This is a genomic window from Rhizobium phaseoli, from assembly GCF_003985125.1.
Taxonomy (GTDB): domain Bacteria; phylum Pseudomonadota; class Alphaproteobacteria; order Rhizobiales; family Rhizobiaceae; genus Rhizobium; species Rhizobium phaseoli.
The window spans coordinates 94,879-108,301 of the sequence record NZ_ML133576.1; the positions used below are offsets into that span (position 1 = coordinate 94,879).

General features: G+C 63.3%; 12 protein-coding genes. 6 read left to right on the plus strand and 6 right to left on the minus strand.

The window, feature by feature from the left end; genetic code table 11:
* Positions 1-14: 14 nt before the first annotated feature.
* Together repB and repC are read left to right on the plus strand one after the other, a co-directional pair.
* The gene (gene repB / locus EFD56_RS20005; RefSeq protein ID WP_037147085.1) at positions 15-989 is read left to right on the plus strand and encodes a plasmid partitioning protein RepB; all 975 of its coding nucleotides are present in this window, start codon (positions 15-17) and stop codon (positions 987-989) included.
* Positions 990-1,202: 213 nt separating this feature from the next.
* Positions 1,203-2,441, plus strand: a complete 1,239-nt coding sequence (gene repC / locus EFD56_RS20010; RefSeq protein ID WP_126906053.1) for a plasmid replication protein RepC — start codon at positions 1,203-1,205, stop codon at positions 2,439-2,441.
* An 11-nt stretch (positions 2,442-2,452) separates the two neighbouring features.
* Here the strand turns inward: repC and EFD56_RS20015 are convergent, their stop codons facing one another.
* The 4 genes from EFD56_RS20015 to EFD56_RS20030 all read right to left on the minus strand — a co-directional run bounded on the left by EFD56_RS20015 (position 2,453) and on the right by EFD56_RS20030 (position 6,158).
* Complete coding sequence (locus EFD56_RS20015) at positions 2,453-4,258, minus strand: methyl-accepting chemotaxis protein (RefSeq protein ID WP_085744422.1); 1,806 nt, start codon at positions 4,256-4,258, stop codon at positions 2,453-2,455.
* 10 nt (positions 4,259-4,268) lie between these two features.
* The gene (locus tag EFD56_RS20020) at positions 4,269-5,252 is read right to left on the minus strand and encodes a cytochrome-c peroxidase (protein ID WP_016735355.1); all 984 of its coding nucleotides are present in this window, start codon (positions 5,250-5,252) and stop codon (positions 4,269-4,271) included.
* Between the two features lie 178 nt (positions 5,253-5,430).
* Positions 5,431-5,619: a hypothetical protein gene (locus tag EFD56_RS20025; protein WP_010006213.1), complete on the minus strand. Its 189-nt coding sequence runs from the start codon at positions 5,617-5,619 to the stop codon at positions 5,431-5,433.
* Between the two features lie 65 nt (positions 5,620-5,684).
* Positions 5,685-6,158: a ProQ/FINO family protein gene (locus EFD56_RS20030; protein ID WP_010006212.1), complete on the minus strand. Its 474-nt coding sequence runs from the start codon at positions 6,156-6,158 to the stop codon at positions 5,685-5,687.
* A gap of 254 nt (positions 6,159-6,412) precedes the next feature.
* Here EFD56_RS20030 and panC point away from each other — a divergent pair, with 254 nt between their 5' ends.
* Both panC and panB read left to right on the plus strand, forming a co-directional pair.
* A complete protein-coding gene (panC, locus tag EFD56_RS20035) occupies positions 6,413-7,330 on the plus strand; it encodes a pantoate--beta-alanine ligase (protein ID WP_064823808.1) in 918 nt (305 codons plus the stop codon).
* Positions 7,327-8,148, plus strand: coding sequence for a 3-methyl-2-oxobutanoate hydroxymethyltransferase (gene panB / locus EFD56_RS20040; protein WP_016735359.1), 822 nt, complete (start codon positions 7,327-7,329; stop codon positions 8,146-8,148). The genes panC and panB overlap by 4 nt, the downstream gene beginning before the upstream one ends.
* Positions 8,149-8,230: 82 nt before the next feature.
* On the opposite strand, the gene EFD56_RS20045 is transcribed toward panB, so the two are convergent.
* On the minus strand, positions 8,231-9,145 hold the full coding sequence (locus EFD56_RS20045) for a hydrogen peroxide-inducible genes activator (protein WP_004674065.1): 915 nt from the start codon (positions 9,143-9,145) through the stop codon (positions 8,231-8,233).
* Positions 9,146-9,289: 144 nt separating this feature from the next.
* On the opposite strand from EFD56_RS20045, the gene katG reads away from it, so the two are divergent.
* A complete protein-coding gene (gene katG, locus EFD56_RS20050) occupies positions 9,290-11,476 on the plus strand; it encodes a catalase/peroxidase HPI (protein ID WP_064824284.1) in 2,187 nt (728 codons plus the stop codon).
* A 622-nt stretch (positions 11,477-12,098) separates the two neighbouring features.
* A complete protein-coding gene (locus tag EFD56_RS20055; protein WP_064823809.1) occupies positions 12,099-12,824 on the plus strand; it encodes an SDR family oxidoreductase in 726 nt (241 codons plus the stop codon).
* Positions 12,825-12,864: 40 nt separating this feature from the next.
* Here EFD56_RS20055 and EFD56_RS20060 read toward each other — a convergent pair whose 3' ends face one another.
* Positions 12,865-13,413: a DUF3299 domain-containing protein gene (locus EFD56_RS20060; protein WP_210289248.1), complete on the minus strand. Its 549-nt coding sequence runs from the start codon at positions 13,411-13,413 to the stop codon at positions 12,865-12,867.
* Positions 13,414-13,423: the final 10 nt, after the last annotated feature.

Sequence of the window (13,423 nt, forward strand, 5' to 3'; positions counted from 1 at the left end):
AATCGGAGAAAGTCATGGCACGAAAGAACCTGCTTGAGGGGCTGGCCGAAATGCCTGACGAGAGCGCCGGCGCGCCGAACTATCCGATGCGCGGGGCCGGCCGCTCGCTCGTCCGCTCGCTGGATGAGCTTGCCAAGCAGGCGGAAAAATTCCTCGAAGGCGAGGCGGTAGTCGATCTCGACCCTGACACCGTCGAGGTCTCCTTTGTCAAGGACCGGCTGTCGGAGGACGACGAGGCGTTCCGCGCGCTGGTCGAGGCGATCCGCGTACGCGGACAGGACACGCCCATTCTCGTGCGTCCCCATGGGACGATCGACGGACGCTATCAGGTGGTCTTCGGCCACCGGCGCCTGCGCGCCGCCCGCGAGCTCGGCCGCAATGTCCGCGCCGTCGTCAAGGCGATCGACGACCGCACCCATGTCATCGCTCAGGGCCAGGAAAATTCGGCCCGCGCCGACCTCACCTTCATCGAGCGGGCGCTCTTTGCCCGGCGGCTGGAGGAGCTCGGCTATGACCGGGAGGTGATCTCGACGGCGCTCGCCGCCAATGCGGCTTCGGTCTCGAAGATGATATCGGTGATGGAGCGGCTGCCGCAGGAAGTCGTCCAGGCGATCGGCCCGGCGCCCGGCGTCGGGCGCGAGCGCTGGGTGGAACTGTCGCTGCTCGCCGGCAAATCGGCCAATGCCGCAAGTGTCGCCAAGGTCCTCGAAGGCGACAACTTTCATCAGTTACCTTCCGACAAACGTTTCGAAGCGCTCTATGCGGCGCTGAACAAAAGCGCGCGGCCGGTGAAGAAAACAGCGGCCGCCAGGAAGGTGACATGGCAGCCGCTTGATAAGGCTGTCCACGCGGAAATGAGGAATGACGGCAAGGCGTTCTCGCTCTCGATGAAGGCGAAAAATGCCGGCCGTTTCGGTGAATTTCTCTCCGGCAGGCTGGATGCGCTCTATGAGCAATTCCTCGCCGAGGAGGGCAAACAAGGAGACTGAAACCGCAAAAGAAAAAGGCCCCCAAACGAACGAGTCGTGGAAGCCCTTCTCACATCCTTAAGCAAGACAGAGAATCGCATTTTCACGAATCCCCGTCAAGAGTCCTGAAGCGCGCACCCCGTGTCTTTTCAGACGCGCAAATGACGCTGCAGCACTTTTCCCTCGCATCGTTTCGGTGAGCGGACTTCTTTTGCCTGAACAGAGGTGAAGGAAATGGAGAGTGAATCTGTGACGACGCCCTTCGGGCGGCGGCCGATGACGCTTGCCTTTTTCCGATCCGTCTGCGAAGCCCGGGCAGGGCTCGGCGTGACCGACCGGGCGCTCACCGTGCTCGATTCGCTGCTGAGCTTCTATCCCGAGGACGAGCTCTCCAGTGAGAAAGGGCTGGTGGTCTTTCCCTCGAATGCGCAGCTTTCGCTTCGGGCACGCGGCATGGCCGCCGCCACGCTGCGCCGGCATCTCGCCTTGCTCGTCGAGGCCGGCCTCATCTCCCGCAAGGACAGCCCGAACGGCAAGCGTTATGTCCGCCGCGGCCGGGATGGCGTGATCGAAGAGGCCTATGGCTTCAGCCTCGCCCCGCTGCTGGCCCGCGCCTCGGAGATCGAGGTGATGGCGGCTCGGATCGCCGCCGACCGGCAGATGCTGCGCGCGATGAAGGAGCGGCTGACCATCTGCCGGCGCGACATTGCCAAGCTTCTTGCCGCCGCGGCCGCGGAAGCCGTTCCGGGCGATTGGGAGCACGTAACTTCAATGTTCCAGACGATCCTGCAGGGTATCCCGAGGGCCGCGACCATCGAAAGCCTCAGGCCGATCCTCGAAGACCTCGAGGCGACCCGCGAAGACATCGCCAACCTGCTGGATCTTCATGAGAAAATGCGGATAGCGAGCACCAGTGAATCCCAGATTGAGCGTCACATACAGGATTCCCACACCGAATCTATATCTGAATCTGAACCGAGCTTTGAAACGCGGCAGAGGCAAGCGGCGGGGCAGCCTGACTGGCTTTTGCGATCGGCAACGAAGCCGCAGAAAGACGGGCTGCGAGCGCAAACAAACCACCGGGAGGAATCGCGCTTCGCCGTTGGGCCGAGGGCAGGGGAACTGACATCCTTCCCCCTCGCCACTGTTCTCCTGGCCTGCCCCGACATCGCCGACTATGGCCCGGGTGGGGTGATAGGCAGCTGGCGGGATCTGCTGACAGCCGCCATCGTGGTGCGCTCGATGCTCGCCGTCAGTCCGTCCGCCTATGAGGCGGCGTCACGCGTGATGGGGCCGGAAAGCGCCGCCATCGTCATGGCCTGCATCCTGCAAAGGGGAGAGTGCATCAACTCCGCCGGAGGCTATCTCAGGCACCTGACGCGGCGCGCCGAACGGGGTGAATTTGCACTCGGCTCGATGCTGATGGCCCTGCTGCGTGTAAAAATCCCGGCTGTCGGCCGGGCCGGGAGCTAATCGTGCTTACCTCACGCTGCGTCGCGATAGCTCCGCGTGCCGGACTCTGCCCCGCCCAATTCGAACTGGGTGACCAGTTCGCGCAGCCGTTCGGCTTCGCTGGCCAGTGTGACGCTGGCGGCGGTTGTTTCCTCCACCATGGCCGCGTTCTGCTGGGTTACCTGGTCGAGTTGGCCCATGGCCGAATTGACTTCCGACAGGCTGGTCGCCTGATCGCGCGCCGAGGCGGCGAGCGCTTCCATGCGCTGGTTGATATCGACGATGAAACGGCCGATGTCGCTAAGCGCCGCGCCGGTGTGGTTGACCAGCTCGACGCCGCTCGCGACCTTGGCGGATGCCCGCCCGATCAGCTCCTTGATCTCCCGGGCGGCCTGGGCCGAACGCTGGGCAAGCTCGCGCACTTCCTGGGCGACGACGGCAAAACCCTTGCCGGCCTCGCCGGCGCGTGCAGCTTCGACGCCTGCGTTGAGCGCCAGCAGATTGGTCTGGAAGGCGATCTGGTCGATGACGCCGATGATATTGTTGATCTGCTTGGAGGATTCCTCGATCTGACCCATGGCGTCGACGGTCTGAGCCACCACCTTGCCGGATGCCATCGCGCTGCGATTGGCGTTGTCGGCAACGTTGCGCGCCTCTTCGGCGATCGTGAAGGCTTGGCTCACCTTGGCGGTCACGGCGTCGAGCGCAGCGGCGGTCTCCTCGAGCGTCGCAGCCTGCCGTTCGGTACGGCCGGAAAGTTCGCTGGAACCGTTGTTGATCTCGCGAGTGCCCGAATTGATGATCGACACGCTTTTTGAAACCGAAAGCAGCGTGCCGCCGAGCTGCTCCACCGATGCGTTGAAGTCGTGCCGCAGCGGCTCGAATTCCGGCGCGAACCGATCCGAGAGCTGGAAGGCGAGATCGCCCTCGGCGAGACGTTTCAGGCCGGCGGCGAGGCCCGAGGTCGCAGTCTTCAGCCGTGCTGCAGCGCTGCGCTCCGCCTGCTCCTGGTCGGCCAGCCGGTTTGCTTCGGCCAGACGCCGGTTTTCCTCGGCCTGGCTTTCCAGCCGGATCCGGGCGATGGCGTTCTGGCGGAAGATTTCGACGGAGCCCGCCATCAGCCCGATTTCGTCGCCGCGCCCGGCATAGGGGATCGCCTTATCAGTCTCGCCCGCGGCCAGTTCCTGCATGGATCGGGTGATGCGCTGGATCGGACGCGACACATGCCGGGCGATGGCAATGAGAATGCCGAGGCCGATGATGGCGGCAAGACCCGCGAGCGCCAGTTCGGCTTCGATCTTCGATTCCAGGGCCTTGCCCGCTTCGGCGACGCTTTCGGTCGCGATCCTGTCGACGATACTGTTGACGGTTGTGATGCCGGTCATGATCGCCTGCTGCGAGCGCGCCAGCTTCTCGGCCGTCGGGACTTGGTCTGCCTGCTGCAGGCCGAGGCTCACCTTGACGTCCGTTTCCCAGGCGCCATGCGCCTCGCGAAGCGAGCGCACCCCCTCGGTCAGCGACATTGCGAGATCAACGCGCCCAAGTTCATCGAGCGATTGCGAAAGTGCGCCATTTCTTTCCTCGAACGCTGCCTTGACCTCGGCTGCCGGCACGAAATTCGTCATCGATAGTACCCGGTCGACCACCGATGTCGCCTGCCGGAACTGTTGTTCGATATGGGCCGACGCCAACTTGGCGTTCACAGCCTCCTGCACCACAGCGGCGACCCGGGCCTGGCCGGTGATAGCCTGGTTGCCGATCAGGAGGGCGCTGCCGAAGCCGACGACGATTGTCGCCACCATGGGGAAGAGTATCTGCATGCGTATGGAGAGTGTCATGATATGCACCTCAGTTTGGCAACGTCGGCAGGGGAATGTCCTGCTTCTCGGCGGTCAGAGTTCCCAAAAAGGCGATCAGATCATCGCGCTCCTGGTCCGTCAGCAGGAAGGGCATCATGGCGGCATCTTGCGAGGGGCGGCCGACGCCGCCGCTTTCATAATGGGCAATCACCTCGTCCATGCTCTTCAGGCTGCCATCGTGCATATAGGGGCCGCGATAGAGCGTGTTTCGCAGTCCCGGCGTCTTGAAAGCATGCTGATTGTTCGGACTGCTCGGATCGATCTTGAAGCGGCCCATATCCTCATCCGGCAGGCCGATGTCATGGAACTTGTTGTCAGTGAAATTCCAGCCGGAGTGGCACGCGGAACAGCCGGCGCTACCGGTGAAGACCTCGAAGCCGCGCTTGGCGCCGTCGGAGACCGCCTTCTCGTCGCCATCCACCCAGCGGTCGAAGGGCGACCAGTTGGAAACCACGGTCCGCTCATAGGTGGCGATCGCCGTCAGGATCGTCTCCCTTGTGATGCCCTTTTCGGGGAAGACCTCGCCAAACCACGCCTTGTAATCGGGAATGTTCTGCATTTCAGCGACAGCAGTCTCGAGCTTGCCGTTCATCTCGGCGGCTGCGGTGATGGGGCCCGCCGCCTGCTCCTCCAGATTCTGCGCGCGGCCATCCCAGAAGAAGGGGGACACCCAGGCGACGTTCAGAACCGTCGGTGCCTGCCGGGCGAGCGCGGTATTGGCCGCGCCGATCGGTGTCTTCACCGGCGTCTCGAAGCCGAAGGAAGGATTATGACAGCTGGCGCAGGTCATGTTCTTGTTGCCGGAAAGCCGGGGATCGAAGAACAACATCTTGCCGAGCGTCGCGAGTTGCGGCGAATAGGGCGTCACCTTCTCGAAAGGCACCGTCAGCGGCCGCTTGTAGGCGGAAAGATCGGCCGCCGCGGACTGGGCTGCGGCCATTGCAAAGAGGGAAGCTGCAACCAGAAAGCGCATCGTTTTAGAACGTCCAGCGAGATTTAATAGCTGGTGCTTAAATTAGAGTAATAGCGTTAAAGCTCTGTAAAGCGTGAAATAACTGAAGTTATAACTACCTTACGTTGCACAGGAAATAGTCTGACCTGAGAATACACCAGCAGGTTATTCTTCCACTGCATGTCGAGCGCAATATTCTTCAAGACTTCTGCGTCATGGTTGCTTTGACGACGAGGAGGGCAGCGTCGGCGAGCCCCGCAAAGGCCGCGCCGGCGGCGAAGGTGATGGCCGGCCCCGCGGCTTCCCACCGGGCGCCCGCCACCACACTGGCAAGCAGAATCCGCCAGGCGCGCCGTCGTCGACCCGTTGCAGCATTCTTATGCGGCAAACGGCAACCTGCCGTGGAAACGCACCGGTCTGGCGGCAGGAGGAGCAAGACCTACGTCGGTTACCCTATTGGACGGCGTTTCTTTTGCGGAGGAGGGCGGCGCGGATCTGCTCGTTCTTGCTGATGACGGGAGGAGGGACCGGCGCCACCTCCTCGGGCGGCTCGGACTTGTGGGCGGTCTGCTTCAGGCTCAGGAAGCGCTTCTGCGCGACCAGCCTGTCCTCCTGCGACAGCGCTTCAACGGGTTCGCCCTCGAGATTATGGCGCATGGAATCGGGTTGGGCGCTTGCGAAATAATAGCGCCGACAGTGGACATAGGCAGCGGTCGCGCGCCGGAGCGCCGTCACGCCGGCATCAGGCTTTAAGAGCGGGCGCAGCTCGTTGAACAGGCCGACGACGAAGGGGAGGACGGGATCACCGGGCTTGGCCGGAAGCACGCCGACCGGCCGGATCAACAGCGAGTTGATCGCGTTTGCCTTCTCAACATCGAGCTCGGTCGCCGCTATCGGCCCGCGGCTGATCTTCCAGGGTTTGTTCATGTAAACTCCATAACGGCCGACTGTGATGGTATCTTGAAGGAGGGGGGGTAGATAGAGGCGCAGTTCGCAAATTGCTAGCCCCGCGCTAGCCGTGCGGCGAGCCGGGTATGAGATTCGATTTCCGAGTTGACTGGGCCAGCCTGATCCGCCGGCCATGCATCTAATCGTTTTTTGTCAGGAAGTGCATTGACCTCTGGCTTCGATTACATTTCTTATCCGCGCCCAAGAAGAATGACCGGCCGCGGGGAGGATGCATGCGGGTTTTCTCGAATATTGAAGAGCTGCGCCACACGCTCGACGCGCTGAAGCGGCAGGGGCGCACCGTCGGCCTCGTGCCGACCATGGGTTATCTCCATGCCGGGCACATGCAGCTCGTCACGCGCGCCCGGGCCGAAAACGACATTGTCGTCGTCTCGATCTTCGTCAATCCGCTGCAATTCGGGCCGGCCGAAGACCTCGGCAAATATCCGCGCGATCTCGAACGCGATGGCGCCATGCTCAAGCAGGCCGGCGTCAACTTCCTCTTCGCGCCCGGCGTCGAGGACATGTATCCTCGCCCTATGGAGACGGTGGTCGACGTTCCCGATCTCGGCCGCGAGCTCGAAGGCGCAGTCCGGCCCGGCCATTTCGCCGGTGTCGCCACCGTCGTTTCTAAGCTGTTCAACATCGTCCAGCCGCAGACCGCCTATTTCGGAGAGAAGGACTACCAGCAGGTCGTCATCATCAAGCGCATGGTGGAGGATCTCGCCGTGCCGGTGCGGGTGATTGCGGTTCCGACGGTGCGCGACAGCGACGGCCTCGCTCTGTCGTCGCGCAATGTCTATCTCAGCCCCGACGAACGTCGCGCGGCGGTGATCGTTCCTCAGACGCTCGATGAGGCCGAGCGCCTGGTCTCCGAGGGTCTCACCGATGCCGGGGAGCTCGAGAAAAAGCTCACCGCCTTCATCGGCCGGCAGCCCCTGGCAAAGGCGGAAGTTGTCGCCGTCCGGGATGCTTCGACGCTCGCGCCGGTCGCTAGGATCGAAGACCCCATCGTCGTGGCGCTCTTCATCAGCATCGGCACGACGCGGCTTCTCGACAATCGGGTGATCCGTAGCCAAAGCGCCGGGGACAATAACATCGTCCGGAACAACCGCATGACCGGGCAGTCCGGAAAGGGAGTGACGAAATGAGCGCCACCGGAACCCAGAAGCGCCTGACGCCAGCCCGCATCTCGGCCATGAAGGGCGGCAAACCGATTGTCTGCCTGACGGCCTACACCACGCCGATTGCACGGCTGCTCGATGAGCATTGCGACCTGCTGCTGGTCGGGGATTCGCTCGGCATGGTGCTCTACGGCATGGAGACCACCATCGGCGTCACGCTCGATATGATGATCGCCCACGGCAGGGCTGTGATGCGCGGCGTCGCCAAGGCCTGCGTCGTCGTCGACATGCCGTTCGGCAGTTACCAGGAATCGAAAGAGGTTGCATTCCGCAACGCCGTGCGCATCCTGCAGGAGACCGGCTGCGACGCCGTCAAGCTGGAAGGCGGGGAGGAGATGGCCGAGACCATCGGCTTCCTGACGAAGCGCGGGATACCGGTCATGGGGCATATCGGGCTGATGCCGCAGCAGGTCCAGACCGCCGGGGGCTATCGTTCCGTCGGGCACTCCGAACACGAGACCTCGAAGATCCGGCGCGACGCACATGCCATCGGCGGCTCGGGAGCTTTTGCCGTCGTCGTCGAAGGCACGGTGGAACCGCTTGCGCGCGAGGTGACTTCAGCCATACACATACCGACCATCGGCATCGGCGCCTCGGCCGCGTGCGACGGCCAGGTTCTGGTCTGCGACGACATTCTCGGGCTCTTCAACGATTTCAAGCCTCGTTTCGTCAAGCGTTACGACGATCTTGGCAAGAGGGTCGCGGATGCCGCCGCCGCCTATGCCGACGAGGTGCGCGCGCGGAAGTTCCCCACAGCCGACCATACCTTCAAGCGAAGGCCGTAACGCGAAGGCGCTGGCACTTATCGATCCTCAACCTTCCCCACAAAGGCAAGTGTTGGGCACCGACTGCGACAGCCGTCGTTCGTCACCCCTCGGCATACTGCTCCCGCATCGCCTCCGCCGAGCGGCGCACCGCCTCGGCGACCTCCTGCAACTGCTTGGCCATCGGCGTGGAATTGCGCCAGACCATGCCGATGGTTCGCGATGGCTGCGGCGACGGGAAGCGGGAGATCGAGACATGGGCCGAGCGCGTTTCGACCGGAACGGCCATCTCCGGGATCAAAGTGACGCCGATGCCGGCGCCGACCATCTGGACGAGGGTGGAGAGCGAGCTGCCTTCCATGATTTCCCGCGGGCGGGCGGGCCCCACCTTGCAGAATGACAGGGCCTGGTCGCGGAAGCAGTGGCCCTCTTCGAGCAGCAGCAGCCGCATTTCGCGTAGCGCCTCGCGTTCGGGCACCGGCTTGCCGCCATCCTCGTGCCGCCGGACCAGCACGAACTCCTCCTTGAACAGTTCGAGCTCGGTCAGCGAGGGTTCCGATACCGGCAGCGCGACGATCGCCATATCGAGCTGGCCCTGCGCCAGCTCCTGGACCAGCTTGCCCGTCTGCGTCTCGCGCACCTCGATCTGAATTCCCGCGAAGCTTTTGTTGAGATCGTTTATAATCGCCGGCAGCAGATAAGGCGCGATCGTCGGGATGATGCCGATGCGCAGGCGCGTGAGGAAACTGTCGCGCGAGGCGCGGGCAAACTCGCCGAGCTCGTCCACGGCGCGCAGGATATCGCGAACGCGCAGCGCGAAGGTCTGGCCGAACGGGGTGAGCTTCACCTCGCGGGCGCCGCGCTCGAAGAGTTCGCTGCCCAACTCCTGCTCAAGTTCTTTGATCTGCATGGAGAGCGCCGGCTGGGAGATGGCGCAGGCATCGGCGGCACGGCGAAAACGGCCGTCCCTTGCCAAGGCTTCAAAATAACGTAGCTGTTTCAGGGTAAGATTTTTCATAAGCTCAGCTTATCGCAGCAATCAGTAAATCCAACTTAAAATTATTGAACGCTTCCGATATGAAGACTGCAAGGGAGAGAGTGGGGCGCCAGCTCGGCTCATCTTTTTGAACCGCAGACAGATCAAGCAATGAAGGAGACGATCATGGACAACCCCACTGACACCGCAGGCAAATGTCCTGTGGCCCATGGCAACAAGCCGCGCGGCCCTTCCAACCGCGACTGGTGGCCGAACCAGCTGAACGTGCAGATTCTTCATCACAATTCCGGCCGCGCCGATCCGATGGGCAAGGATTTCGACTATGCCGAGGAGTTCAAGAAGCTCGATCTCGACGCGCTGAAGAAGGATCTCACCGCGCTGATGACCGATTCGCAGGATTGGTGGCCGGCCGACTTCGGCCATTACGGCGGTCTCTTCATCCGCATGGCCTGGCACAGCGCCGGCACCTACCGCATCACCGACGGGCGCGGCGGCGCCGGCCAGGGCCAGCAGCGTTTTGCGCCACTCAACAGCTGGCCCGACAATGCCAACCTCGACAAGGCCCGCCGCCTGCTCTGGCCGATCAAGCAGAAATACGGCAACCGCATCTCCTGGGCCGACCTTCTGATCCTCACCGGCAACGTCGCCTTGGAATCCATGGGCTTCAAGACCTTCGGGTTCGCCGGCGGCCGCGCCGACGTCTGGGAGCCGGAAGAGCTCTACTGGGGTCCTGAAGGCACCTGGCTCGGTGATGAGCGCTACAGCGGCGAACGGCAGCTCGCCGAGCCGCTCGGCGCTGTGCAGATGGGCCTGATCTACGTCAACCCGGAAGGCCCGGGCGGCAATCCCGACCCGCTCGCTTCGGCGCGTGACATCCGCGAAACCTTTGCCCGCATGGCGATGAACGACGAAGAAACCGTGGCGCTGATCGCCGGCGGCCACACCTTCGGCAAGACGCATGGCGCCGGCGACCCGTCCTTCATCGGCGCCGAGCCGGAAGGCGGGGCGATCGAGGACCAGGGCCTCGGCTGGAAAAGCTCGTTCGGCAGCGGCGTTGGCAAGGATGCGATCACCGCCGGCCTCGAAGTCACCTGGTCGCAAACGCCGACCAAGTGGAGCAACTACTTCTTCGAAAACCTATTCGCCTATGAATGGGAGCTGACGAAGAGCCCGGCCGGCGCGCATCAGTGGCAGGCCAAGAACGCCGAAGCCTCCATTCCGGATGCTTACGAGGCCGGCAAGAAGCATCTGCCGACCATGCTGACGAGCGACCTGGCGCTGCGTTTCGACCCGATCTACGAAAAGATCTCGCGCCGTTTCCTGGAGAATCCGGATCAGTTCGCCGACGCTTTCGCCCGCGCCTGGTTCAAGCTGACCCACCGCGACATGGGCCCAAAAGTCCGCTACCTCGGCCCTGAGGTTCCTGCCGAAGACCTGATCTGGCAGGACGTGATCCCGGCCGTCGATCATCCCCTCGTCGACGACAAGGACATTGCCGAGCTGAAGGCCAAGGTTCTCGCCACCGGCCTTAGCGTGCAGGAGCTGGTTTCGACCGCTTGGGCGTCTGCCTCGACCTTCCGCGGCTCCGACAAGCGCGGCGGCGCCAATGGCGCCCGCATCCGGCTTGCGCCGCAGAAGGACTGGGAAGCCAACCAGCCGGCCCAGCTCGCCAAGGTGCTCGGCGTCCTCGAAGGCCTCCAGAAGGACTTCAACGCCGCCCAGACCGGCGGCAAGAAGATCTCGCTCGCCGACCTGATCGTGCTCGCCGGTGCAGCCGGCGTCGAGAAGGCCGCGGCAGCCGGCGGCACCGCCGTCAGCGTGCCCTTCACGCCGGGCCGCATGGATGCCTCCGAAGCCCAGACGGATGCGCATTCCTTCGCAGCGCTCGAGCCGCGCATCGACGGCTTCCGCAACTACGTGAACGACAAGCGCCTGCAGTTCATGAAGCCGGAAGAAGCGCTCGTCGACCGCGCCCAGCTGCTGACGCTGACCGGCCCTGAGATGACCGTCCTCGTCGGCGGCCTGCGTGTCCTCAAGGCCGGCCAGCCGGAACACGGCGTCTTCACCGCCCGTCCCGAGACGCTGACGAACGACTTCTTCGTCAACCTGCTCGACATGGCCACCCAGTGGGTTCCGGCCGCCGGCAAGGACGGAGTCTATGAAGGCCGCGACCGCAAGACGGGTGCTGCCAAGTGGACCGGCACCCGCGTCGACCTGATCTTCGGCTCGCACTCGCAGCTGCGCGCCTTCGCCGAAGTCTACGGCCAGGCCGACGCCAAGGAGAAGTTCGTCAAGGACTTCGTCGCCGCCTGGAACAAGGTGATGAACGCCGACCGCTTCGATCTCGTCTGATCGGTTCAGTGAGTTTTGCCCGGGCGCGGTTTCGGCCGCGCCCGGGCTTTTTTGTCTGTACGGGATGCCTTGTATTGCTCAAGGCGTTCATTCTCCTGTCTCACCGAGTCAGATTAGGTGGATATAGGCACCTCTCCGCCGTCATCCCTGTAGCCTCAGGCTTCGCCCGAGGGATGTCACAGGGATCCAGTGCGCCCAAGTCCTTGGGCGCAGAAGACTCCTTTGCCTGGCAGTAAGTCATTCACCGCGCGGACGCGCGGTGGCTGGATTCCTGTGACAGGCACAGGAATGACGGCCGAGAGTGGGGCCTTGTCCACATGACCTGATTTCGTGAGGAGTGTGGGGTTGGCCTCCGGCCACTTTTCTGCAGCCGTTTCATTTCTACTCGGCGTCGTCCTCGGCCTTGTGCCGAGGATCTGCTGCCCTATCGACCGGAGGCAGATACTCGGGACAAGCCAGGACAAGCCTGAGTATGACGGACGAGATGTCAGGCATTCTCTCCCGCGCCGAAGCACCCGGCGCACCACCGCCCGATCATCCACACCATCCCCGCCACGCCGCGAACTTCTAGCCATGGCGGACCTCGCATGCGATAGAAGATCGACACAGTGGAGGAGTGGATATGAACGGTTTGCAAGGCAAAGTCGCGGCCATCACTGGCGCTGCCTCGGGCATTGGATTGGCGTCGACAGAAGCGATCATCGCGGCCGGCGGTACGGTCGTGATGATAGACCGGGACGAGGCGGCGCTGAGTGCGGCCTGCGGCAGGCTGGGAGAGAAGGCGATCGCGCTGCCGCTCGACCTCCTCAACCCCGAGGATTGCGCCGGCCTGCTCGATGGCATTCTCTCGAAGGTCGGTCAGCTCGACATCTTCCACGCCAATGCCGGCAGCTATATCGGCGGGGATCTGGTGGAAGCGAATCTCGACGCGATCGACCGCATGCTCAATCTGAACGTCAACGTGGTCATCAAGAACGTCCGCACGGTCATGCCCCACATGATCGAGAGAGGGACGGGAGACATCATCGTCACCAGTTCGGTCGCGGGCCAAGCCGCGGTTCCATGGGAGCCTGTCTATTCGCCTTCGAAGTGGGCGATGCACTGCTTCGTCCAGACCATGCGGCGGCAACTCCTGAAGAACGGCATTCGCGTCGGCTCCGTCTCGCCGGGCCCTGTCAGCAGCGCGCTGCTGAAAGACTGGCCGGAAGAGAACCTGCGCAAGGCAAAAGAGGCGGGCGCGCTGATCGAACCTCGCGACGTAGCGGAAGCCGTGCTCTTCATGCTGACCCGGCCGCGCAATGTGACGATCCGCGACGTGGTGATCCTCCCGAGTTCCTTCGACATCTGACACGAGGCCGTATGTCGGGAGAGGGGCGCGCTCCTCTCCGCTAGCGCGGCACGACACCGAAAGGCGATAGCGACAGCAGATCCGGGTCTTTCGTTGCCGTCGCCTTCGCCACCTCGGCATGACCCATGCTGTAGCCGTAGGACAGGACGCGGACACCGTCGATCATGAAGAACTGCGCCTGATCCAGGCCGGGCCGCAGCGCGCCCGTCACGGTGACGGTCTCATAGATTTTTTCAAGGTGCAGAGGCTCCTGCGGGATGACACGGACCAGCTGGTTGGGCGGCGGCGTGGGCATGTGGCTGCAGGCCCCGGCCCAAGGCACCAGCAGGAATTCATAGACGAGATCGCCGTCCTGATCGATCGGCAGGACGAAGCCTGTCAGTTCGACCGATTGGCCCTCGTCACGCCAGACCAGCGTTTCGCCCTGCGGGCCGCTGACCATTTTCGGCGACAGCGGAACCGTCGCCCTGGCCTGATCGGCCGGCCGCAAGGCGCTCCAGAAAATCGGCTGCGCCGTAGCGAAGGCGCCGGACACCGGCCATGCCGAGCCGAGCGCGAGCATCGCGAACATCAGGAATCTGTGCTTCATTATCGCATCT

Coding starts and splice junctions, on each gene's coding strand:
- repB (WP_037147085.1), top strand. CDS start 15: ATGGCACGAAAGAACCTGCTTGAGGGGCTGGCCGAAATGCCTGACGAG.
- repC (WP_126906053.1), top strand. CDS start 1,203: ATGGAGAGTGAATCTGTGACGACGCCCTTCGGGCGGCGGCCGATGACG.
- EFD56_RS20015 (WP_085744422.1), bottom strand. CDS start 4,258: ATGACACTCTCCATACGCATGCAGATACTCTTCCCCATGGTGGCGACA.
- EFD56_RS20020 (WP_016735355.1), bottom strand. CDS start 5,252: ATGCGCTTTCTGGTTGCAGCTTCCCTCTTTGCAATGGCCGCAGCCCAG.
- EFD56_RS20030 (WP_010006212.1), bottom strand. CDS start 6,158: ATGAACAAACCCTGGAAGATCAGCCGCGGGCCGATAGCGGCGACCGAG.
- panC (WP_064823808.1), top strand. CDS start 6,413: ATGCGGGTTTTCTCGAATATTGAAGAGCTGCGCCACACGCTCGACGCG.
- panB (WP_016735359.1), top strand. CDS start 7,327: ATGAGCGCCACCGGAACCCAGAAGCGCCTGACGCCAGCCCGCATCTCG.
- EFD56_RS20045 (WP_004674065.1), bottom strand. CDS start 9,145: ATGAAAAATCTTACCCTGAAACAGCTACGTTATTTTGAAGCCTTGGCA.
- katG (WP_064824284.1), top strand. CDS start 9,290: ATGGACAACCCCACTGACACCGCAGGCAAATGTCCTGTGGCCCATGGC.
- EFD56_RS20055 (WP_064823809.1), top strand. CDS start 12,099: ATGAACGGTTTGCAAGGCAAAGTCGCGGCCATCACTGGCGCTGCCTCG.
- EFD56_RS20060 (WP_210289248.1), bottom strand. CDS start 13,413: ATGAAGCACAGATTCCTGATGTTCGCGATGCTCGCGCTCGGCTCGGCA.